Here is a 19,648-nt window from a genome sequence, read left to right as displayed (position 1 = left end):
GGTCTTCGGTTCCTCGTATTCAGGCGTTTCCATATCGGCCGTCTTGTACATTCAATGCAAGCCCATGAAGAAGATTGTCCTCACCACCCTGCTTGCCCTGTCTACATCCGCCTTTGCTCAGAAGGTAGAAGTCACATTGCCTGCCGCTGCACAGCATGGTCATTTGATTGTTGTGTTTGCGAAGGACGCGAAGTCCGAACCGCGCATGCAGATGAACGAGCAGTATCAGTCGGCACAGGGATTCGGCGTGGATGTAGGCATTGACGGCATTCCTTCGGCGAAGACCGTGACGGTGGATGCGAAGACGTTTGGTTATCCGCTGCGGTCGCTCACGGATATTCCTGCGGGCGATTACTTTGTGCAGGGTGTCTTCAATGTGTACGAGCAGTTTCATTTGGCAAATGGAAAATCGCCGTGGTTGCCACCGGATAAAGGTGAAGGGCAGAAGTGGAATCGCAAGCCGGGCAATCCTTATTCGAAGCCGGTGAAGGTGCACTTTGATGGCAAGGCGAACTCCTCCATCAAGCTGAATCTTGATCAGACCATTGCTGAGATCAAGGGGACGAAGCAGGATCCCGAAGTGATTGCGCAGGACCCGACGACGAGCAAGTGGCTCAAGTACATGCGCTTTAAGTCAGAGAAGCTGTCGAAGTTCTGGGGCCGCGATATCTATCTGGGCGCTTGGGTGTTGTTGCCGGAGGGGTTTGACGAGCATCCGGATGCGCACTATCCGCTGGTGGTTTGGCAGGGGCATTACAGCGCGGGCATGCAGCCTGCATTTACTGCAGTCGCGGGTGGTGGCGGACGCCGCGGTGACAGCGGCTATCGCTTTTTTCAGGATTGGACGACGGGCCGGTTGCCGCACGCGATTGTGCTGTATGTGCAGAATGCAAACCCGTACTACGACGATTCGTATGACGTGGATTCCGCGAACGTGGGGCCGTATGGATCGGCGATCAACGATGAGTTGATTCCTGCGGTGGAAACGAAGTATCGCGGCATTGGTGCAGGCTGGGCACGCGCTACGGCAGGTGGATCGACCGGTGGATGGGAGGCGATTGCTACGCAGGTCTTCTATCCCGATGGCTACAACGGCACCTACGGTGCTTGCCCTGATCCGGTAGATTTCCATGCGTACCAGAACATCAATCTGTATGACGATCCCAACGCGTTCTTCCGCCACGGTGATTTTGGTAGTGTGCCGGTTCCGGCAGATCGCAAGCCAGATGGCTCGATCCTGGCTACTACGGGCGATGAGTTTGCGTTTGAGTATGTGCTGGGAACGCATGGCCGCTCGACCGAGCAGTGGGGCATCTGGCAGGCTGTGTTCTCGCCGCAGGACAAGGATGGATATCCGGTTGATGTGCTTGATCCCATAACCGGCGAGATTCACAAAGATGTCGTGAAGTATTGGCGTGAGCATTACGACATCAATGCGATTCTGAAACGCGACTGGTCGACGCTGGGACCGAAGGTGGAAGGGAAGATGCATATCGCTGTGGGCGATGGCGATACGTACTTCCTGAACAACGCAGTCCATCTGTTGGATAACCAATTGAAGCTGACGCGGGATCCGCGTTCGGATGCAGAGTTTCAGTATGGGCCAGGCATGCCGCACTGCTATACGGGTGGCCCAAGCGAGTACTCCATGCAGCAGAACAATGCGAACTGGATTCAGCGGTTGTTGCCGCTGATGACGGAGCACATGAAGCAGACGGCTCCGGCTGGTGCAGATGTGAAGAGCTGGGTTTACTAAGGGCGAGCGCGAATCGTGCGCGTTTCTAGAGTTCCAGGCTGAGGGGAATGACCAAGTGAGCAATGGGGACAACGAGGCTCGCGTCCGCGTTATTGCGGAACATAGAACCCGACTGGCGCTAACGCTAGCGGTCATCGCCGTAGTTCTTCTGCCGATCGTTATTCAGGGCGAAATGCCCAGTGGCACCTCAGGGCCGGCGTCAGCACCGGATGTTCAGAGTGCAGACAAAAGTCCAACGGGTGTCGAGGTTCTTTCTGATACACGTGGCGTTTCCTTCAGCCCTTACCTGAAGACGATTCTCTCGGCCATCAGGACCAATTGGCTTGAACTGCTGCCATTGGAAGCCCACCCGCCAACGTCGATCAAGGGCGAAACGGACATCCGGTTCACGATACTGCCCGACGGCACGCTTGGCCCGAACTCCATGCACGTGGACGGGAGTACACACGTCTCAGCACTTGATGTACCTGCTTGGGCCGCCATCGTTAAGACGAAATTTCCGCCGCTGCCGAAAAAATTTGATGGGCCTGGTCTGGAGCTCAGAATCAAATTCCGCGTCAATCTGCAGGACAACGAAGGCCTTTCTCACACTTCTCCGCAGCTAAGCACTCCTGATGCAAGACCCGCTCCAGCGCATTGATGCAGGCTTTGATCTTCCGCTGGAGCTGCGCCCGTTGCCATCGTCCTGTTCTCCGCCGCAGCACTCTTGGGGGAGACAGGTTCGACTGTTCACTCCATTCAGTCCGTGATGGTTCGCTGCAACTCATAGATCGATAAGGTTCTCAGGAGTCCAACCGCATTCCGGTAGAATCTATTCAGTATGTCTACTGCAGTTGCTACGCCTCCGACCCTGGAACTCAAGCCCGGCCACCGGCCCATGCCGCTTCGTCGGCGCTGGAAGGCGGCTACGCGCCGCATGCGCGAGTTGATGGGGATTGGGCATGCGCTGCTCTCGACCGGTCACCCGTACATGGCACAGATTGTGCCCATGCGCCGCTGTAACCTGGCGTGCACGTACTGCAACGAGTACGACGACCATTCTGCACCCACTCCGCTGGATGAGATGCTGCGTCGTATTGACCATCTGGGACGGCTTGGTACTACGGTGATCACCATCTCTGGTGGTGAGCCGCTGATGCATCCGGATCTGGATGAGGTCATCAAGCGCATCCGCAAGACCGGCGCTTTGGCTGGCATGATCACCAACGGCTACTACCTGAACAAGGAACGCATTGAGCGGCTGAACAAGGCTGGCCTTGATCACATGCAGATCTCCATCGACAACGTGATGCCTGACGCCGTGTCGAAGAAGTCGCTCAAGGTTCTGGATCAGCGCCTGATCTGGCTTGCGGAATATGCGGATTTTCATGTGAACATCAACTCCGTGGTGGGTGGCGGTGTGGCCAATCCCCAGGATGCGTTCACGGTATCCAGCCGCGCGCTGGGACTTGGGTTCTCGTCGACCATCGGTATCATCCACGATGGCAGCGGGCAGTTGAAGCCGCTGGGTGGCGAAGAGCGCACCGTCTGGGAGCGTGTCCGCAAGCTGACGCGCCGCAGCTACTCGCGGTTCAACCACTTCCAGGAAGCGATTGCCAACGGACAGCCGAATGATTGGCGCTGCCGTGCTGGTGGGCGCTATCTCTACGTCTGCGAGAACGGGCTGGTGCATTACTGCAGCCAGCAGCGCGGCTACCCGGCGACTCCGCTGGCGGATTACACGACCGCCGACGTGAAGCGGGAGTTCCTGACGGAGAAGGGTTGCGCACCAAACTGCACCATCTCCTGCGTGCATCAGGTCAGCTACATTGACCACTGGCGCGCACCGCAGACCTCGCAGATTACGCCGCCAACCGCGCACAACGGGCATGGCGAACTGGTACAGATCAGCTAGGCACTTCGTGCCGTTCTCGACGCCTTTGGCGTGCCAGCAAGCCAGCGGTTTCCGCTGGCTTTTGCTTTTGGGCTTGGTGCAGGTAAGGGGTACCCCCTCCCCCCTGTTTTTCTAAAATCGTCTTTTGATTGGACTTAGGGTTTTGTTGTCTGCAAAATCGTCTTTCTATTGGGGTTAGCGGCAAAATCGTCTTTCTAAACGAGTTAGGGCCGCGCATCGCGCGGCCCATCCTGTTCCTACTTCTATTGTAGTGAGTTGGCGGAAATACCATGCCAACTCTATTTCTTTTCGTTTGTTGGGTTTGATTGGTTCGGGGGCTTGACAGCGTTTCGAGATCCTAGCGCTTGCCGGTTGCGGCATCCTCGATGAGTTGTGCGACTTCTTTGGGATGGGACAGCATGACCACATGGCTCGACGGCAGGGAGATGGTGGTGGCGTTGAGCTGCTTGGCCATGCTGGCCTCGTGCTCGGGAGCGATCATGCGATCGTTCGTGGCGACCACGTACCACGATGGCTTGGTGTGCCATGCCACCTGGGTTGGCTGGGCTACGAAGATTGCGCCGGAGGTCTGTGGCTGACCGGCCACCATGAGAGCCTTTTCTTCGTTGCTGAGGTCCTGCGCAAAATCCTCTTCGACACCCTGCGGAGACAAGAGCAGGAAGCCATCGCCGATGGGAGCAGCTTTTTGTGGACCGGGAGGGGGAGGGAAGGGCTTGCTGATGTCGACGATGGACTGTCCTGCATCTGGAGCGAAGGCGGCGACATAGACGAGGCTCGTGACCTTGGGATCATTGCCAGCCTCTGTGATGATCACGCCGCCGTAGGAATGTCCCACCAACGTGACTGGGCCGTCCTGCGCGGCGATTGCGCGCTTCGTGGCTGCGACGTCGTCCTGGAAAGACGTCAGCGGGTTTGAAACAGCGGTCACCTTGTATCCCTTGGCAAGCAGCAAGGGAATTACTTTCGACCAGCTTGATCCATCAGCGAATGCGCCATGAACAAGGACGATGTTTTTTGAAAGCGTGGCTTGAGACAAGAGTCTTCCCTCCAGATTGAGACGGCCACGGCTTAACTCATCCCACCATGGGAGGCTTTGATGACCGTCTCTGAGGCAATTCTGAAGCGAGAAAGAACAGCAGCCGTTACCAGATCTTGCTGCCGATTGCCTTTGCTTGCGTTATTGTTGCGCGACCGCTCGAAAGAGAGATGGTGCCATGCCCACTTCGCGGCGGAAGGCACGCGAGAAGTGACTGACATCTTCAAATCCCACGTTGAGGCCGATCTCCGTTACAGATAGAGCGCTGTTCGCAAGCAATGTTTTCGCCTTGTCCAAGCGGCGATCCAGAACGTAGCGCGCAGGCGTTGTGCCAAGACTTTCTTTGAAGCTGCGCAGAAAGTGGAAGACGCTTAGCTTGGCAACGGTGGCAAGATCGGCTAACGCAATTTGTTGGTGAAGGTGATCTTCAACGTAGGTTTGCACGAGACGAATCTGTCGCGGTGTAAGTTTTGGTCCGGTTTTTGTTGTTGTTCGTGTTGCTCCTGCGTAGTCGCAGATGGAAAGAGCGATGGCTGTGGCGATGCATTCAAGTCCCATGCCCTCTTCTGTTGACTCAGTGCTTTCAAGCAGCAGCGCGCGCATGAGGTGTTCGATCTTTGGAGGGCAGTCGGTCAGCGATTGCATGATGGGGAGATTTCGTTTCCCGCCGTGAGACTCCACCAGATCGTCGAAGTAGGAAGGGTCAAACGCTAATGCAATGCCTTCTACTTTGCTTTCAAAACGGACTCCGTGTCTGCAGCCCTCAGGCATGATCCACAGCGCGCCGGAACGGATCCAGCGCAGACCTGTGAACTCAGGGCTTTTGATTTCTGCCTGAGCCGCTTGTCCGGTGTAGAGAAAGATGTTGTGTTGCAGAAGCTCCCGCTCAGGGAATTCCGTTGGCTCTACGGCATGTTGTTCTACGTGGACGCCGCGTGTGGCAAGGCGTGCGTGCCTTCGCAAGACGTTGGGCACGATGGGAATGGTTGCGCTGCCTTGCCGAACTGTAATTGAGCCTTCCACGGTCCACGCTCCCGATCTTGGATGCCTTTTCAGGATTGTCAGGCAATGGCCTGCAGAAGCAAAGCCGTGATTTCTGTGACGAGCGTCTGATGCAGGTTGGCTACAGGATGGTTCGTCACGAACGGAGGGTTGATTCTCTGCCTTGAAAGAAGGCGCGCACCGCATGATGAGAGCGTTATGGCCGGTCTTCGATCACGATGTGTTCGCCCTGCTTCCAACGGTCGACGATGTTGTGTGTCTGTTGCCAGTTTGTAAGTGGGTTGCTGCTGAGGACGAGGAAGCTTGCTTCGTAACCGGGGCGGAATTCTCCTAGCTTTCGTTTGGGGAAGATTGCTTGTGGAGTGGTGACGCAGGCCATTCTTAGTAGCTCGAGGTTTGTCCAGACTCCCAGGCTCTGCAGGTAGTCCATTTCGTGCACCGAATCCTGTCCGTAATGATCCGAGCCAATCAGGATGGGCACTTGCGCCTTCTTCAGTCGCGTGAGGTTATCGATTTGCGATGCTTGTCTTGCTTTGAGATCAGCAGCATCTGTGTGTTCGTCGACGTCGATACCTGCGGTGGCTTGCACCTTCACATGTCGTTGTTCTGCTTCTTGAATGAGTTCATCGGGCAGCCGAACAGTTGCGGGATTGCCCTTGGCTGAGAGGCCGTATCCGGGGAGATGGCCGAGTTCGTCGACGCCTCCTCGAATCGCGATGGCTGCGTCGGTTGCTGTATCGACGTGAGCGGCTACTTTCAAACCGACTGCGTGAGCTTTGGTTGTGATGAGAGGAACAAGAGTGGGATTCAAGCCGAGTCCGAGTCGTGTGTCGGATGAAGATGCAGGTTTCCACTCTTCGCTATTTACGAGATACACCTTGATGAGATCTGGATGGGATGCGAGTATGCGCGGCCAGAGTTGATCTAACTCCGCCGGTGTTTCCATCTCCCAATAGGCCAAGCCGGAACGGCTGTTCGCACGGATTACTTTGTCTTTCTGCTCTGCAGTGGCGGGATAGAAGAAGCCGAGAGGGATGGATTCATACACCTCTTTTGGATGGCCGTTGTAACCGGTAAGACCGCCGTGCGCATAGGTGGCATCCACGGTGGACGGCGTGTTCACACGCTTTGCCTGCTTGACGGCTTCAGCGCCGGTAGAGACATCGGTCATGCCTTGTGCGTAGAAGACTCCATCCTGTAGATAGAGATTTCCCTGCGCCTGCGCTCGCTGGAGGTTGTCAAAGTTGTGTTCGTGCGCATCGCCGTATGGGGGAACGACATAGCCACCCTTCAGGTCGATTTGAAGAGATTGGTGGCAGGGCGTATGGGTCAACACGCCGGAGTCGCTATAGAAGTCATCCTGAGGGAAAGCACGACCGTTGAACCAATGGCCGTTGATGAAGTGAAGACAACCTGCATAAGAGTTGCTGCAGAGTGTGAGTAAGCAACTCAGGAAGAGGGTCTTGTTGCGCCGCATGTTTGCCCCTTTGGACCGGTCCGTTTCGCTGGATTAGACAACGAGATGGGCACACGGTTAGGGAACAAAGAACTGCTACAAGACAATGCACTCCTGCAGAGTGACACGGTTCGTTTGGCGCAGGGTGTTATGAATCTCGGCTACGGTGTCGGTGTGGTGCATGAGTGCGAGGACCTGTTCACGCGGTGCGGGGGATTGAATCGTGGCGCGGTACTGAATTTCCTGCGCGGGTTCGCCGCGACCGCCGAAGCTGCCGGCGACTTCGACCTGAACGGAGTCGATAGGGATGTTGAGGTCTTTGGCTTCGCGATAGATGTCGTTGCAATAGCAGGTGGCGAGCGCGAGGAAGAGCAGTTCGCCACCGTTGATGGCGGAGCCTTGTCCTTCGGTTTTGGCCGGGATGTTGAGGGTTTGCTGGTTATTGCCGGTACGAACTGAGGTTTTGTGTTGTCCGTTTTCATGCAGGACGGTCGCTGCAATCACCATTCTTTTATCCCTTGATTGTTTTTAGACAACGATGCGCCTAGAGTGCACAGGTAACGAAGGTATGTTGACCACGATCTTTTTGAGATTGTTATTTCTCACCTATCAGGTGAGATGTAGTCTTCCCACGTTTGCAGTATGGGAGCAGATGTAGAAAAAATCCATTTCAATTCGTCGGACATCTCTGTTTTCAAAGTCGGTAGTACGAACCATGCGGGATCAGAAACATCCTCTGAGGAGTGCTTCATGCCTGAACTTTTGAGAAACATCGTGGGTCTGTCATGCATCGGTGGCCTGAGCGAAAGCAAAGCCAGCACGCTGAAACATACATTGATAGTTTGTGCGACCGGCGTGATGCTGGGTGGTTTCCTTCAAGGCTGTTCTGCGGGAAAACCTTCTGCGGGTGAAACCGGTCTGGCGAATGCAGCCAAGGACGTTACGATTCCGTTAGAGGCAGGGAAGATGAAGAACCCGCTGCCTGAGACGGATGAGATTGTGAGCCAGGGGCAGGAAGTGTTTCTTGGCGAGTGCGTGCAATGCCATGGTGCAGAGGCTCGTGGAGACACGACTGTGGGACGGAACATGACGCCGCCTGCGATGGACCTTACCTCAGCACACGTGCAGCATTGGAGCGATGCGGAGTTGTTCTGGATTATTCAGAACGGTGTGCGTCTGACGGGTATGCCTGCGTGGAAGTCGACTATCTCAGCGAATGACACTTGGAAGCTGGCGCGTTATATCCACAGTCTTCCCAAGGCTGGTGCTGCTACTGCTTCGATGGCAGGTTCTACGCAGATGCAAGCAGCTACCTCATCGCAGGACAAGTACACGTTGAAGATTCCGAATGGGCTGGCGTTTTCGGAGTTCCGCGGATATGAGGGATGGTCGGTGATTGCCATTAGTCACAATGGTGGTGCGCTTGCGGCGATCCTTGGGAATCCTGAGATGATTGATGCCTTCAAGGCAGGCATTCCGGGGAACGGTAAGGCATTTCCCGATGGAGCCAAGATGGCGAAGGTGCATTGGACTGCGAAGGTGGATTCCACTGAACCGGGTGCGCCGACGGTGCCGGGGCCGCAGCATGATGTGGACTTCATGCTGAAAGACAGCAAGCGATTTGCAGACAGTGGTGGATGGGGTTACGGCGCCTTTGAATATGACGCCGCATCCGGGACGTTCCGGCTTGCCAACTTAGGTGACAAGCCACCGCAAGGCAATGATGCAAAGTGCGGTTTTGCGTGCCATACGAGCGTGAAGAACAAGGACTATGTCTTCACGTCGTACGGCCATCGCTGAGTGGTGTGGCTACTTGGTTAGCCACATGCCGTCAGGGTATTTGCCTGCGGCGACAGTCTTTACGGTTACGCCTTTTACGAGGTCGATCTTTGCGAGGCTGTTCATTTTGGGTGAAGATGCGTAAGCCCACTTGCTGTCTGGCGAGACGACGATTTCATTGAGGCCGGTGATGCTGGGGATGGTCTTGGTGACTTCGAGCGTCTTCAGATCGACGACTGCGACGTTGTCCTGGTTTGCCATGGCGACGAGAACGTATTTGCCATCGGGCGTGGGTGTGGAGCCGTAGCCGACGGCGGGGAGTTTCACGCGTTTCTTGATGGTGTCGGTCTTGGTGTCGATGACGACGAGGTCGGGCGTGGTCTGGTCCGCGGTGAAGATGTAGGCGCCATCGTTGGAGCAGGAAAGACGCTGCGTGTTGTCGGAGATGGGGATGACCTTGATGACCTTGCGGTTGGGGACGTCCATCACGGAGACGCTGCCGGGGTGCACGTTGGCGGAGTAAAGCTTCTTGCCGCCGGGGAGCAGTGTGATCATGTGCGATTGCTCTGCGCCGGTGGGGACTTCGCCGATGATCTTGCCAGTCTTGGGATCGATGATGGCTGCGGCTTTATCGAGTTCGGCAGAGACGAGGAAGGTGCCGTTGGTGGCGTTCCAGATGGGGCGGTGCGGACGCACGCCGTGGGGGAACTTGATGGTGCCGGTGAGCTTGCCGGTGGCGACGTCGTAGATGTCGATGTGGTCGCCGTCCGTGCCCGCGCGGCCTACTCCGGCGTTGCCGTAGATGGGAACGTAGGCGGTCTTGCCGTCGGGTGTGGCCATGACTTCGTGGCCCGCGTCGTCGCTTTCCACGGTGGCGCTGAGCTGTTCGAGGGTTACAGGGTCGAACACGCGGAAGGTGTGGTCTCGCTGCGAGGTGAGCAGCAAACGCGACTGCGCCGAGGCGGTGGCGACGGAGGTGACAGCGAGGCAGAGCGGCAGGATCGTCCGGAGGTTGCGCATGGAAAGCGAGTATAGATCGCGACGATTGCTGTAGAACAGCCTAGAAAAGGAAAGGACCTGCGTGATGGCAGATCCTTTCGCTGATTCAGCCTCCGGTCGCGGCTTAGCGCACGTGCGCGTTGTGCTTATCGCGATAGATGCGGCGGCTCTCAGCATTTTGCTGGCTCTTCAGGGCGCTGCGATCGGCGTGGGTGAGATGGCCGTTGTCTGCCTGACGCATAGCGTGCTCTTCGTGGTTGATCGCGGCTTCCTGGTGCTCCAGGTGCGACGTTTCACGCGGTGTGAGCTCGCCTGAGCGAACGCCATTGGCGATGCGGTCCTGCTGATCGACTTTGCGCTGCTGAATGTCCTGTTGCGCGGCGGCCGTGAGCGTGAGGGTGGAAACGAGTGCGAAGGTTGCAAGCTTCATCATGTGTTACTCCCTTTCGGCGGCGTTGCGAACACCGCTTACGTTCGGGATGAACACGGCTTTTTCAACGGGAGTTGCTGTCGTTGAAAAAGTATATTTTTCTGATTTAAGGCAACTTTTGGGGATAAAAAGGGTCGCTGTGCTCAGCCAACTACTGGGTCGCGGTGGCGGAGTCGTAGTCGTTCGCCATCACTACCTGAACAGATGAGGTGGTGAGGATCTGCTGATCGAGCAGAACGAATGTGCGGGCGCTGCCGGCGGGGTAGGTGGTGGAGGCGCCGGTGTACATGGGCACAGTGGTGGTGGCGACGACTGTGCCTGCGGAGACGACGTAGAGCGTGTACGTTCCGGTGGGCACGTTGATGTATGTAGGCGTATTGCCGAAGTTGACGTTGGTCAGCAGGGGGTTGACCTTGTCGATTGTGGAGCCGTTGGGGACAAGGTAAAGGTCAAGCGCGCCGGGATAGATGGCTTCATCAAGGAAACGCAGGGCGATCTGTCCGGAGGGCGCTGGCTGCGACTGATCCGTGAGCACCTGGGCCTGGAGCGAGGCGGCCGCACTGTTGAAAAGGAGCGTGTACTGCTTGCCGTTCAGGAGCGATGCTCGCACGGACGCGAGGGCTGTCTTTGTGCCGCTGGCGTTCGCTGCAAGGGTGTAAGTCCCTGGATTCATGGGGATGTACGAGGTAATGGTGCCGTAACCCAGGTTGTAGGTGAGGACGCTGCTGCCTGCGTAGATGTCGATGCCGCCAGCATCGGGCGAGGCGTCAATGACACGGAGCTGCGAGACGTTGGCGCTGGTGCTGCCATTGACTCCGCATCCGCTCAGGCCCAGTACGGAGGCAGCGCCCAAAAGGACGAGGGACAGTTGCGCCGCTCTGGCGAAAAAAAACTTCATTCCGGACTGAACCGCAAAAAGAATCATGAAGCAAAAAGACCGTCTGCACTTCGTCAGGATCGCCGCAACGGCAGGCACGTCTTCACTTTATCCCAAACACGCGGATTCCACACGGTTTGAGCGGGATATGCCCGGATATGGACTTTGTTTTCCACGGCTTTCGATATCAGGTTGCAACTCGAGCGGGGTGTTGAGAGGCCGCTGCTTTAGCCATATCTTGCTAGACTGACGCAGATGAAGCTTGCGATGAAGGTCACTCTGCCGACGCACGTACCCATGCGGTACGTATTTTCGGCTGTGGGTGTTCTTTTTGCGCTGCAGGTGCTTGAGGGCACGAGCGCGTATACCTCGCTGGCCTACTGCGCATTCATCGTGGTGATGTCAGACGCCTTCAATGCCTGCGGAGGCATGGTCTATCCCAGTGGAGCGGCCATTTTCTTTATCGGCCTTCTGACTGTGACCGTTGGCGGACTTGTGAAGACAGTACTGGGCGAGCCATTGGATTCGAATGTTCTCGCTCCGCAGAGAACCATGTTGGTCTATCTTGTCGGCGCTTGTTCTCTTTGGGTCGCGTCCAGGATCAATGCGCGCATCCGAAGGAAAAAGCCCTTCCTCCAGTCACTACAGATTCGCGACGGGTTTCAGCAAGCAGCGATGGGGGCTGCGCTGATCGGACAGTTCGGCGCGATATTAGTCCCTACTGCTTTTCTGTCCACGTTCAACCAATTGAACAACTTTCTGCCGCTTGCCATCATGCTGTCCGTATACGGGACTGTGCGGAAGAGCGATGGATGGCGTTCCTTCAGTGTTCTCGCTTTTTTTGTCTCGGTGTGGTTTACGCTGTTCTGGGGAATATTTTCTTTTTCCAAGGCGGGAATGTTCACAGCTCCGGTTGCGTGGGTGCTGGCCGCCACGATCGCTGGCTACTGGATGACAACGAGGCGATTTGTCTTCGTCGCGACGATTGCAATTTCGATGTCCGTGTTTCTGACACCGATTTCGCAATTGGGACGAGTCTACAGGGATGATCCGGATGCACAGGCGAAGGCTCTGGACCTGCTCTTTCACCCTGTGCGGACGCGTGAAGAGTATCAGGTGCAGACGGATCTGCAATTGCAAACCAGCAGCAACTCTTATCATTGGTTCAATGAAGGCCTTGGGTTATTGGATCGCCTTACGGTATTTCCTATTGATGACGCTCTGATCCATCTGACGGACGAAGGGCATTCCGCAACCATTTTCCCCATTGAAACCTATGTGCTGAACATGATCCCTCGTTACCTTGTGAGCGAGAAGACGACGCTTCGCTGGGGTAATGTTTATGCGCACGAGATCGGCATGTTGGGCGCCAATGACAATACGACGGGAATTTCGTTCAGCCCATTCGCCGACGCTTACCATTGCGTGCAGTGGTGGGGAGTGACGCTGGTCATGCTTCCTACCTTCCTGGTGGCGTTCTGGGTCATGGATTCGTTCACGGGAAGCACGAAACAGACGTTCTGGGCGTCCATCTACATTCTTTGGCTTGCCCATGGCGCTGCTGAAGGCATGATGAGCGCTCCTTTTTTTGTGATGAGTGTCGTCACGTTCATGGTGATTCTGGCTGCGTTCTTTGCGACGTATATCCTGCCCCTGGTTGGAGGCCTGTTGATCCCTGTTCGCAGGACAATATTGCCTCTGTCGGTGGATCCTGTGCCGAGACCTGCCCCCTCGTTGGGGCTAGGCCCACGTACAATCGAAGAGAAGCTATGAATAAATTGGTCGTCGGCAACCTGGTCCATCGCCCCCTGCGCTCTCTTATCTCCGCACTCGCGGTTGCGATTGAAGTCATCATGATCCTGTCGATTGTGGCGATCATGCTGGGCATGTTGAACGGCCAGCGAGTGCGCACAAACGGCATTGGCGGTGATGTGATCGCCAAGCCGGGAACAGCCTCAAACCTGATTGGTGTGAGCGGCGCGCCTGCGTCAGTAAAGGTTGGCCCAATTCTGGCGAAGTTGCCGCATGTTCAGGTGGCGGCGCCCGTCTATATCCAACTCACCACATCCGGTGGACGAGTCGAGAATATCTTCGGCATCGAGTACGAGAGCTACAACGCATTGAAGCCGTTTGTATTTCTTGAAGGCGGACCATTCACTGGGCCGGGCGACATCATCATCGACGATATTGCGTCGCACTCTGACAAGGGCTATCACGTGGGAGACCACATGAAGCTGCTTGGACGCGAGTTCCGCGTCTCAGGCGTCGTGGAGCATGGCAAGGGCGGCCGTAAGTTCATCCCCATGGAAACCATCAATGCCATCAACGGCACTGACAACCGTTGCAGCTTGTTCTATCTGAAGACAGAAGATCCGCCGAAGTGGCAGAACGCTGTGCGTGATGAGGTCCATGCCACTGAAGGTATGCAGCAGTGGGATGTGCAGACCCTGGAAGAAGTGCTCTCGCAGATGACACCGGAGAAATACCCTGCATTCAACATCGGTTTGAGTGTGGTGATTACGATTGCCGTGGTGATCGGATTCCTGGTGATCTTCCAGTCGATGTACACCGCAGTGATGGAACGGACCCGTGAAATCGGCATTCTCAAATCGCTGGGTGCGTCGAAGGCTTACATCGTCGGTATTGTGTTGCGGGAGTCTGGACTTCTGGCATTGTGTGGCATTGCAATCGGTGTTGCTATCACCTATCTGCTGCGCGCGTTCCTGGCTGCCAAGATGCCCCAGCTTGAGTTTGAAGTGACGGCAGCGTGGGTGGCGAAGGCTGCAGGGATTGCATTGGTTGGCGCGATCTTTGGCGCTCTGTATCCGGCATTGAAGGCTTCAGCGAAAGATCCGATCGACGCGTTGGCCTACGAATAAACCAGCACTTGCAATGGATGATGCCTACGCATGCCTATAGAGCAATTGGGCGTCCGTGCACGTGGCGGACGCGCGTTTGAGCTCGATGCTCTGCGTGACCTTGCGGTGATCCGGCGCCACCTGCACTTGCCCTGCCCACAGGCGAGGCCTATGCCTGATATCTGGCTTATTACGTCAGGGCATCAAGCGGTATGTTTGTTTTCGTACTTTGCGGATACGTGCTTTCAATGCACTTAATAGGCGCGGCGTATGGCTTAGGGTGACTATCTGATACGTCACGTCTTCCGCACGCATATGGCAAGCGTCTCACGACTCCGAGGGCGATCAAAACACTCCAAAGTGAACTGAGTTCCTGATCACACTAGGATTCGGTCGTGAAGGCGTGGCGATGAGATGTCAGTTCGCGATCGTATTCGAAGTGGATCTTGTAGCGCAGGAAGCGTGATTCAAAGTAGTCATAGCTGACCTTGGATACGAGGAACGTGACGACGAAGTTTGTTGTCAGAGCAACGACGCCTCCCACTGCCATCGAGTGAAATTTCCCGAAACACCAGACGAGGAATTCGATCCAGACCCAGCGGAAGAGCAGATGGTAGATGTAAAAGCCATAGCTGTACTTTCCGAGGACGCGTAGCGGCTTGAGATTGAACAGGCGATACGCAGGACCGCCGGTACGCAACGTCATGCCGATAAGCCCAGCGAAGGCGAGTGCGTAAACGGTGAGTCCTACAATCATTCCCCAGGCTGAATCGTACTCCGGAGACAAGACGAAGATCGCGATTGAGGCCGCGGTTCCGGCGAGGAACACCCACTTGCAACTCCGCTGTATGCGATCCGCGTGCGGACCGCGGAGCAGGAGTGCGAGCATGCCACCTATGAGCAACGCATCCATGCGGAAAGGCAGTGTGCGAACGATCCAACGTTCTGCGACGACTGGTCCCTGCCATGCGAATTCTGCGGCGCGGAGCGCGATGGCCAGCAGGGAGATTGTGACGCCCGCAATGAATATATTGCGACGTTTCCGAAGCAGGAAGACCGCAATGGGCCACAGCATATAAAACTGCTCTTCCACGCAAAGCGACCAGAAATGGCCGATGTTTGCCAGCAGCATGTGGCTGCGCTGCGACTCAACCGAGTAGTACGAAAAGTCGTAGTTGCCCAGAAAGTTTCCCATGTAGATCAGGAAGAGCGCGTGTCCCCAGTGCCATTGGTAGAGCGCGATGGGAGTCAGCAGTAGAAGGACTGCGAAGACCAGATAGTAGATGGGAAAGATGCGAAGGCTGCGTCGCGCGAAGAAGCGCAAGAAGTATCGGCTATCGCCGAGCGTGTCATACAGGATGCCTGTGATGAGAAAGCCAGAGAGCACGAAGAAGAGGTCGACGCCCAGCGATCCGTAGCCACGCAGCAGATTGATGAGATTGAGAATTTTTCCGCCGTGGGAGCCGCCGCCGTAGTGAGCGGCGAAGACACCGCAAATGGCGAGTGCGCGAAGGCCATCCAAAGCAGGAAAGCGCGTACGGAAATCGATGGGGGCGAAGTAACGTGCCGACTGCTGTGTTTGAGGCATGTAAAGGTATCCGGGTTGTTGGTGTAGCGTAGCATGCGCATTGGCTTGTTCTGATGAGCGGTGCGACGCGGCGTGATGGATGTGTGAGTCAAGACTCTAGAATGGGGAGATATATTGTCCCTGATATTGCGCCCTGTAATGGCGTGACTGAATGGCGCGCGGAGAGAACGGATGCAATTGGCAGGTGGCCGGTACGGTAGGAAAAAGACGCTGATCATACCCGCGCTGCTTCTCCTGCTGGCAGGTGTGTTCTGGGCTTTGCACCTGGTGCATCTACGCGCAGATTTTCCGAACCGGTCGCCGTGGGTGGACTGGGCGAAGTACACCGATGAGGGTTGGTATGGCGACGCGGCCATCCGACATTATCTGCGTGGAACGTGGCGATTGCCCGGTGACTTTAATCCTGCTGCGGCGCTGCCGGTGTGGCCGCTGTTAGAAGGATTGGTCTTTCGCTTTGCCGGTGTGGGAATTGTAGCGGCGCGTGCGCTGACCGTGTTTGTGTTTGCCGGTGTGCTGGTGTGTTCGTTTGTGGTGCTGCAGCATGAGGCGCGAGAGGACGAGTCAAAACACCTGCGATGGATGTTTACCGCCGCTGCTGTGTTGTTGATGGCTACGAGTTCGTTCCTGTACGTGTTTACGCGCATGGCGATTCTTGAGCCGCTGCTGGTGTTGTTGACATTGCTGTCGTTGTTGGCGGCGCAGGCGACTCGAAGTGCTTCCACGGAACGACAGCGTGTCTTGTTTGCTGTTCTTGTAGGGGGGCTGGTGTCGTTGATGATTGGCACCAAGACGACCGCGGTGTTTCTTCTGCCAGCAGTCGCGTACATGTTGGCGGATGCTGCAGAGTGGCAACGGCGGCGGGTGTTGCGCATTGCGGCTGTGACAGGTGGTACTGTCGCCATACTTTGGGGCGGCTACATTGCGTGGCTGCTGTATCGCGGCTACTGGAATGACTTCCGCTATCTGTTTGCGGCGAACAATACGACCATTGCAGGGCTGCCTTTCTGGGAGACGGTTGGCAACACGCTGAAGAACGGCACGTGGATGGGGGAGTTGTTGTATCCGCTGGCGATTGCCCTGGTGGTGCTGGCGGGTTTCCACAAGAAGACGTGGCGCGATCCGCTGTTTGTGTCGTTGCTGCTGTGGGTGACGGGGTATCTGTTCTTCCTGGCGTACCACGCGAACATGCAGCCGCGGTACTACGTTGTGGTGGCGGTGCCGCTGATTCTGCTGATGGCGCGTGCCGCGCTGCATATTGCTGCGTGGCATCCTTCTGCTTCGCTGGCGTTTGCGTCGTTGCTGGTGCTGCTGGTGGGGCGCGAAGCGCATGTGACGGTGAGCTATATGCGTCATCCGGAGTACACGTTTCAAACGGCGGCGAACCGGATTGAGCGAATTGTGGAACTAGACCCGACCCACAGCCATACGGTGTTGTCGATCTCGGGAAGTGACCTGTCGCTGATGACGGGCGTTCCCAGCATCTGTGACGACTTTGGCACGATGGATCTGGAGGACCGCATTGCGGCGTATAAGCCGGGGTGGTTCGTGTCGTGGAACTCCATTGAGGACGACAAGATGGAGGCGCTGAACAAGTTTTACCGGTTGACGCGCGTGGCGGAGTTTCCGGCAATGGATGATCCGGACCGGAACGTGATGATTGTGTACCGTCTGGACGCGAAGGATGGGGTCACGCCGCAGCGGAAACACAAGAAGGCAAAGGCGTTGCCAATCTCGCCGGGATAATGCTTGCGGCCCTCAGGATTTCTGGTCGTGAGGGGGGACTACATGACGGCCGGTCGCGGTAAGGGCTTTTTCACGAAGCGAATTCCCAGGCGGTTGCGCAACGTGATGCGAAGCGGGCGTTCGATGTAGATGAACGCCAGCAGAGCCACTGCCTGATTGATTGCAAGTAGAAGAAGGAAACCCCACCAGTGCTGCTGCGGTGCCTCGCCCGGGGTTACGGTCAAGAGGTCTCGCGAAGAGAAGCGCAGCCAGACCCAGAGCACGGAGTAATACACGGCAAGCTGGAGCAGGTAGAAGGAATAGCTTGCTTCTCCCAACAGCACCATGATGGGCCTGCTAAGCAGGCGGCTTGGCCATCCCCTGCTTGCCAAACCGTAGATCAGGCACACGATGCTCAAGAACTTGGCGGTGTTGGGAAGAACGCCGGACGGAAGCCACTGTGCATTGGCAACCGTGAGGTACAGGACGGCGGGGATGGGTAGAAGTATGGCGAAACGCGCCTGTGGAAGTGAATGCCACCGGAGATAGAGTCGTGCGGCAATGATACCCAGAACAAACACGGGCAACATTGTGACTGGATTGCGGGCATGGTTATCGAGGATAGGGGGAAGGCCATAGGCCCATCCCGCGAGCAGGCACATGACTGCTCCAAGTGCGACAAGGCCAGCCGTGCCAAGGCGCACGATGCCCCGCAGCAACCACGGGAACATGAGATAAAACCCGGTCTCAATAGATAGTGTCCATGCGGGACCATTCCACGACACGGCAAAGCGGTCACTGATCCATGACTGGACGAGGAAGACTGATGCCAGGCCTGACCCCACTGCCTTACGTGTTGCCAGCCCTGTGGGTTCAGTCAGAAACCGATGGTGCAAGATAAACGGCGCAAACCAGGCGAATGCCAGTAGATAGACCGGGTACATGCGCGCAAACCGCGCAATCCAGAATTTCTTACGCGCATCCCAGTCGGGTGCGCTGGATTCCATCCGCTCGTAGGCAATCGTCAGGATGAAGCCCGACAGGACAAAGAAGACGTAGACCGAGTCGGTGAATCCATTGCGAATGGAGGAGATAGCCGGACTGGGGTGTGCAAACCAAAGCTCGTAGACAAAGAAGTGCGCCGCAAAAACAGAAAGTGCTGCGAAAAACCGCAGGCCCGTAAGAGCATCCAGATCGTGCTGGCGGGCAATCTCGCCAGTGTTTGTCTTCTCTTGACTCATGCGTGCGGCTATTCCTCTGCGGCTGTGTGCTGGCTTTCAGCGGTTGGCTTTGGGAAAGAAGGTCTTCTAAGCTGCATGGTTGCATGATTCGAAATCCCGGGCAAATGCCGGCGGTGTTGTGTTCTGCCGGTGATATATAGAGGAGCGTAGGACCGCATGGCGCAAAAGCCGTTTGTGATCCGGTCGCCAGAAACCGCTAAAATTTCAGCCAAGTTTCAGGGAGTATCGATGTTGACTCCTGTTCGGATACCGGATATTCTAGGAACTCGCGCAGACTTGCGTCTGCATGCCTGAGGCCGTATTTGGGCTTTTGGGGATGCGGAGGCGGTGACGCGGTGGATCCTGCGGACGTCGGCTCTTGAGTGAGCCGTTGGGGTCTTCGGAGCAGGTGGCCTGGAGCAATTCGGGCTGCGGCGGGCGAAGAGTTTCAGTTCCGGCACAGCACCCACTCGCATTCAGCGGAAATAGCCCCGAGAGGGGTTCTTTGCGTGTGCACGAGACATTGGTTGAGTTGTAGTTAGATTTACGAAATTTGCAGTAACGAAGGAAGACTCGATGTCGACGTTTGTACCCAGTTCGAAGGATTTGAACCGTAAGTGGTTCGTTGTGGACGCCAGCGGAAAGACCCTGGGCCGTCTGGCCAGCGGTGCCGCGCGCGTTCTCAGCGGCAAGAACAACACACAGTACACCCCGTACATTGACACCGGCGATCACGTCATTGTGATCAACGCCGAGAAGATTGTACTGACGGGTCTGAAGTCGCAGCAGAAGCTGTATCGCCGTTACACGGGTTTCCCGGGCGGTCTGCGTGAAGAAGAGTTCACGAAGCTGCTGGCTCGTAAGCCGGAAGCGATTGTGGAGCAGGCCATCAAGGGCATGCTGCCGAAGAGCAAGCTGGGCCGCCAGATGGCGACCAAGCTGAAGGTCTACAAGGGTGACAAGCACCCGCACGATGCTCAGCAGCCCCAGCCACTGGTAGTGGCGTAACCCGTTCGCGAAGGATAGAGAAG

Annotated in this window: 17 protein-coding genes; 8 read left to right on the top strand and 9 right to left on the bottom strand. The window is 56.4% G+C overall.

The window, feature by feature from the left end; all coding sequences use genetic code 11:
• Positions 1 to 64 precede the first annotated feature (64 nt).
• The 3 genes from M504_RS07710 to M504_RS07700 all read left to right on the top strand — a co-directional run bounded on the left by M504_RS07710 (position 65) and on the right by M504_RS07700 (position 3,650).
• Complete coding sequence (locus M504_RS07710) at positions 65 to 1,756, top strand: hypothetical protein (RefSeq protein WP_047489796.1); 1,692 nt, start codon at positions 65 to 67, stop codon at positions 1,754 to 1,756.
• A gap of 55 nt (positions 1,757 to 1,811) precedes the next feature.
• Complete coding sequence (locus M504_RS21190) at positions 1,812 to 2,396, top strand: hypothetical protein (protein WP_052200510.1); 585 nt, start codon at positions 1,812 to 1,814, stop codon at positions 2,394 to 2,396.
• Positions 2,397 to 2,576: 180 nt separating this feature from the next.
• Complete coding sequence (locus M504_RS07700) at positions 2,577 to 3,650, top strand: radical SAM protein (RefSeq protein WP_047489793.1); 1,074 nt, start codon at positions 2,577 to 2,579, stop codon at positions 3,648 to 3,650.
• Between the two features lie 337 nt (positions 3,651 to 3,987).
• On the opposite strand, the gene M504_RS07695 is transcribed toward M504_RS07700, so the two are convergent.
• The 4 genes from M504_RS07695 to M504_RS07680 form a co-directional block, all read right to left on the bottom strand.
• Positions 3,988 to 4,686, bottom strand: coding sequence for an alpha/beta fold hydrolase (locus M504_RS07695; protein WP_232296205.1), 699 nt, complete (start codon positions 4,684 to 4,686; stop codon positions 3,988 to 3,990).
• A 141-nt stretch (positions 4,687 to 4,827) separates the two neighbouring features.
• The gene (locus M504_RS21185; protein ID WP_052200509.1) at positions 4,828 to 5,709 is read right to left on the bottom strand and encodes a helix-turn-helix domain-containing protein; all 882 of its coding nucleotides are present in this window, start codon (positions 5,707 to 5,709) and stop codon (positions 4,828 to 4,830) included.
• A 175-nt stretch (positions 5,710 to 5,884) separates the two neighbouring features.
• Positions 5,885 to 7,165: an amidohydrolase family protein gene (locus M504_RS07685; protein ID WP_047489787.1), complete on the bottom strand. Its 1,281-nt coding sequence runs from the start codon at positions 7,163 to 7,165 to the stop codon at positions 5,885 to 5,887.
• Between the two features lie 75 nt (positions 7,166 to 7,240).
• Entirely contained in the window at positions 7,241 to 7,651 is a 411-nt protein-coding gene (locus tag M504_RS07680; RefSeq protein ID WP_047489783.1) for an OsmC family protein, read from the bottom strand.
• Between the two features lie 243 nt (positions 7,652 to 7,894).
• Here M504_RS07680 and M504_RS07675 point away from each other — a divergent pair, with 243 nt between their 5' ends.
• The gene (locus tag M504_RS07675) at positions 7,895 to 8,944 is read left to right on the top strand and encodes a cytochrome P460 family protein (RefSeq protein ID WP_198137548.1); all 1,050 of its coding nucleotides are present in this window, start codon (positions 7,895 to 7,897) and stop codon (positions 8,942 to 8,944) included.
• Positions 8,945 to 8,953: 9 nt separating this feature from the next.
• Here the strand turns inward: M504_RS07675 and M504_RS07670 are convergent, their stop codons facing one another.
• The 3 genes from M504_RS07670 to M504_RS07660 all read right to left on the bottom strand — a co-directional run bounded on the left by M504_RS07670 (position 8,954) and on the right by M504_RS07660 (position 11,250).
• Positions 8,954 to 9,943: a hypothetical protein gene (locus tag M504_RS07670; protein WP_052200508.1), complete on the bottom strand. Its 990-nt coding sequence runs from the start codon at positions 9,941 to 9,943 to the stop codon at positions 8,954 to 8,956.
• 103 nt (positions 9,944 to 10,046) lie between these two features.
• Positions 10,047 to 10,355, bottom strand: coding sequence for a hypothetical protein (locus M504_RS07665; protein WP_232296204.1), 309 nt, complete (start codon positions 10,353 to 10,355; stop codon positions 10,047 to 10,049).
• A gap of 148 nt (positions 10,356 to 10,503) precedes the next feature.
• The gene (locus M504_RS07660) at positions 10,504 to 11,250 is read right to left on the bottom strand and encodes a DUF4397 domain-containing protein (RefSeq protein WP_047493964.1); all 747 of its coding nucleotides are present in this window, start codon (positions 11,248 to 11,250) and stop codon (positions 10,504 to 10,506) included.
• Positions 11,251 to 11,484: 234 nt separating this feature from the next.
• Here M504_RS07660 and M504_RS07655 point away from each other — a divergent pair, with 234 nt between their 5' ends.
• Positions 11,485 to 13,002 carry a hypothetical protein gene (locus M504_RS07655; RefSeq protein ID WP_232296203.1) on the top strand — a complete coding sequence of 506 codons (1,518 nt, stop codon included), beginning with the start codon at positions 11,485 to 11,487 and terminating at the stop codon, positions 13,000 to 13,002.
• Positions 12,999 to 14,108 (top strand): FtsX-like permease family protein, encoded by a 1,110-nt coding sequence (locus tag M504_RS07650; RefSeq protein WP_047489778.1) that lies wholly within the window; start codon positions 12,999 to 13,001, stop codon positions 14,106 to 14,108. The genes M504_RS07655 and M504_RS07650 overlap by 4 nt, the downstream gene beginning before the upstream one ends.
• A gap of 361 nt (positions 14,109 to 14,469) precedes the next feature.
• Here the strand turns inward: M504_RS07650 and M504_RS07645 are convergent, their stop codons facing one another.
• Positions 14,470 to 15,675 carry an acyltransferase gene (locus tag M504_RS07645; RefSeq protein WP_047489775.1) on the bottom strand — a complete coding sequence of 402 codons (1,206 nt, stop codon included), beginning with the start codon at positions 15,673 to 15,675 and terminating at the stop codon, positions 14,470 to 14,472.
• 171 nt (positions 15,676 to 15,846) lie between these two features.
• On the opposite strand from M504_RS07645, the gene M504_RS07640 reads away from it, so the two are divergent.
• Complete coding sequence (locus tag M504_RS07640; RefSeq protein ID WP_156993606.1) at positions 15,847 to 17,418, top strand: glycosyl transferase; 1,572 nt, start codon at positions 15,847 to 15,849, stop codon at positions 17,416 to 17,418.
• A gap of 38 nt (positions 17,419 to 17,456) precedes the next feature.
• On the opposite strand, the gene M504_RS07635 is transcribed toward M504_RS07640, so the two are convergent.
• Complete coding sequence (locus M504_RS07635; RefSeq protein WP_047489772.1) at positions 17,457 to 18,638, bottom strand: acyltransferase; 1,182 nt, start codon at positions 18,636 to 18,638, stop codon at positions 17,457 to 17,459.
• 555 nt (positions 18,639 to 19,193) lie between these two features.
• Between M504_RS07635 and rplM the strand changes: the two genes are divergently transcribed.
• The gene (gene rplM, locus M504_RS07630) at positions 19,194 to 19,625 is read left to right on the top strand and encodes a 50S ribosomal protein L13 (protein ID WP_047489770.1); all 432 of its coding nucleotides are present in this window, start codon (positions 19,194 to 19,196) and stop codon (positions 19,623 to 19,625) included.
• The last annotated feature ends 23 nt before the right edge of the window (positions 19,626 to 19,648 follow it).

It is taken from the genome of Terriglobus sp. TAA 43, assembly GCF_000800015.1.
Lineage (GTDB): Bacteria > Acidobacteriota > Terriglobia > Terriglobales > Acidobacteriaceae > Terriglobus.
Note: the sequence above shows the minus strand (reverse complement) of the source record. Positions and strands in the feature narration are given on the sequence as shown.

What these genes read in the sequence shown, in the direction of transcription:
- M504_RS07710 (WP_047489796.1), top strand. Translation starts at nt 65, where the DNA reads ATGAAGAAGATTGTCCTCACCACCCTGCTTGCCCTGTCTACATCCGCC.
- M504_RS07700 (WP_047489793.1), top strand. Translation starts at nt 2,577, where the DNA reads ATGTCTACTGCAGTTGCTACGCCTCCGACCCTGGAACTCAAGCCCGGC.
- M504_RS07685 (WP_047489787.1), bottom strand. Translation starts at nt 7,165, where the DNA reads ATGCGGCGCAACAAGACCCTCTTCCTGAGTTGCTTACTCACACTCTGC.
- M504_RS07680 (WP_047489783.1), bottom strand. Translation starts at nt 7,651, where the DNA reads ATGGTGATTGCAGCGACCGTCCTGCATGAAAACGGACAACACAAAACC.
- M504_RS07675 (WP_198137548.1), top strand. Translation starts at nt 7,895, where the DNA reads ATGCCTGAACTTTTGAGAAACATCGTGGGTCTGTCATGCATCGGTGGC.
- M504_RS07670 (WP_052200508.1), bottom strand. Translation starts at nt 9,943, where the DNA reads ATGCGCAACCTCCGGACGATCCTGCCGCTCTGCCTCGCTGTCACCTCC.
- M504_RS07665 (WP_232296204.1), bottom strand. Translation starts at nt 10,355, where the DNA reads ATGATGAAGCTTGCAACCTTCGCACTCGTTTCCACCCTCACGCTCACG.
- M504_RS07660 (WP_047493964.1), bottom strand. Translation starts at nt 11,250, where the DNA reads ATGAAGTTTTTTTTCGCCAGAGCGGCGCAACTGTCCCTCGTCCTTTTG.
- M504_RS07655 (WP_232296203.1), top strand. Translation starts at nt 11,485, where the DNA reads ATGAAGCTTGCGATGAAGGTCACTCTGCCGACGCACGTACCCATGCGG.
- M504_RS07650 (WP_047489778.1), top strand. Translation starts at nt 12,999, where the DNA reads ATGAATAAATTGGTCGTCGGCAACCTGGTCCATCGCCCCCTGCGCTCT.
- M504_RS07645 (WP_047489775.1), bottom strand. Translation starts at nt 15,675, where the DNA reads ATGCCTCAAACACAGCAGTCGGCACGTTACTTCGCCCCCATCGATTTC.
- M504_RS07640 (WP_156993606.1), top strand. Translation starts at nt 15,847, where the DNA reads ATGCAATTGGCAGGTGGCCGGTACGGTAGGAAAAAGACGCTGATCATA.
- M504_RS07635 (WP_047489772.1), bottom strand. Translation starts at nt 18,638, where the DNA reads ATGAGTCAAGAGAAGACAAACACTGGCGAGATTGCCCGCCAGCACGAT.
- rplM (WP_047489770.1), top strand. Translation starts at nt 19,194, where the DNA reads ATGTCGACGTTTGTACCCAGTTCGAAGGATTTGAACCGTAAGTGGTTC.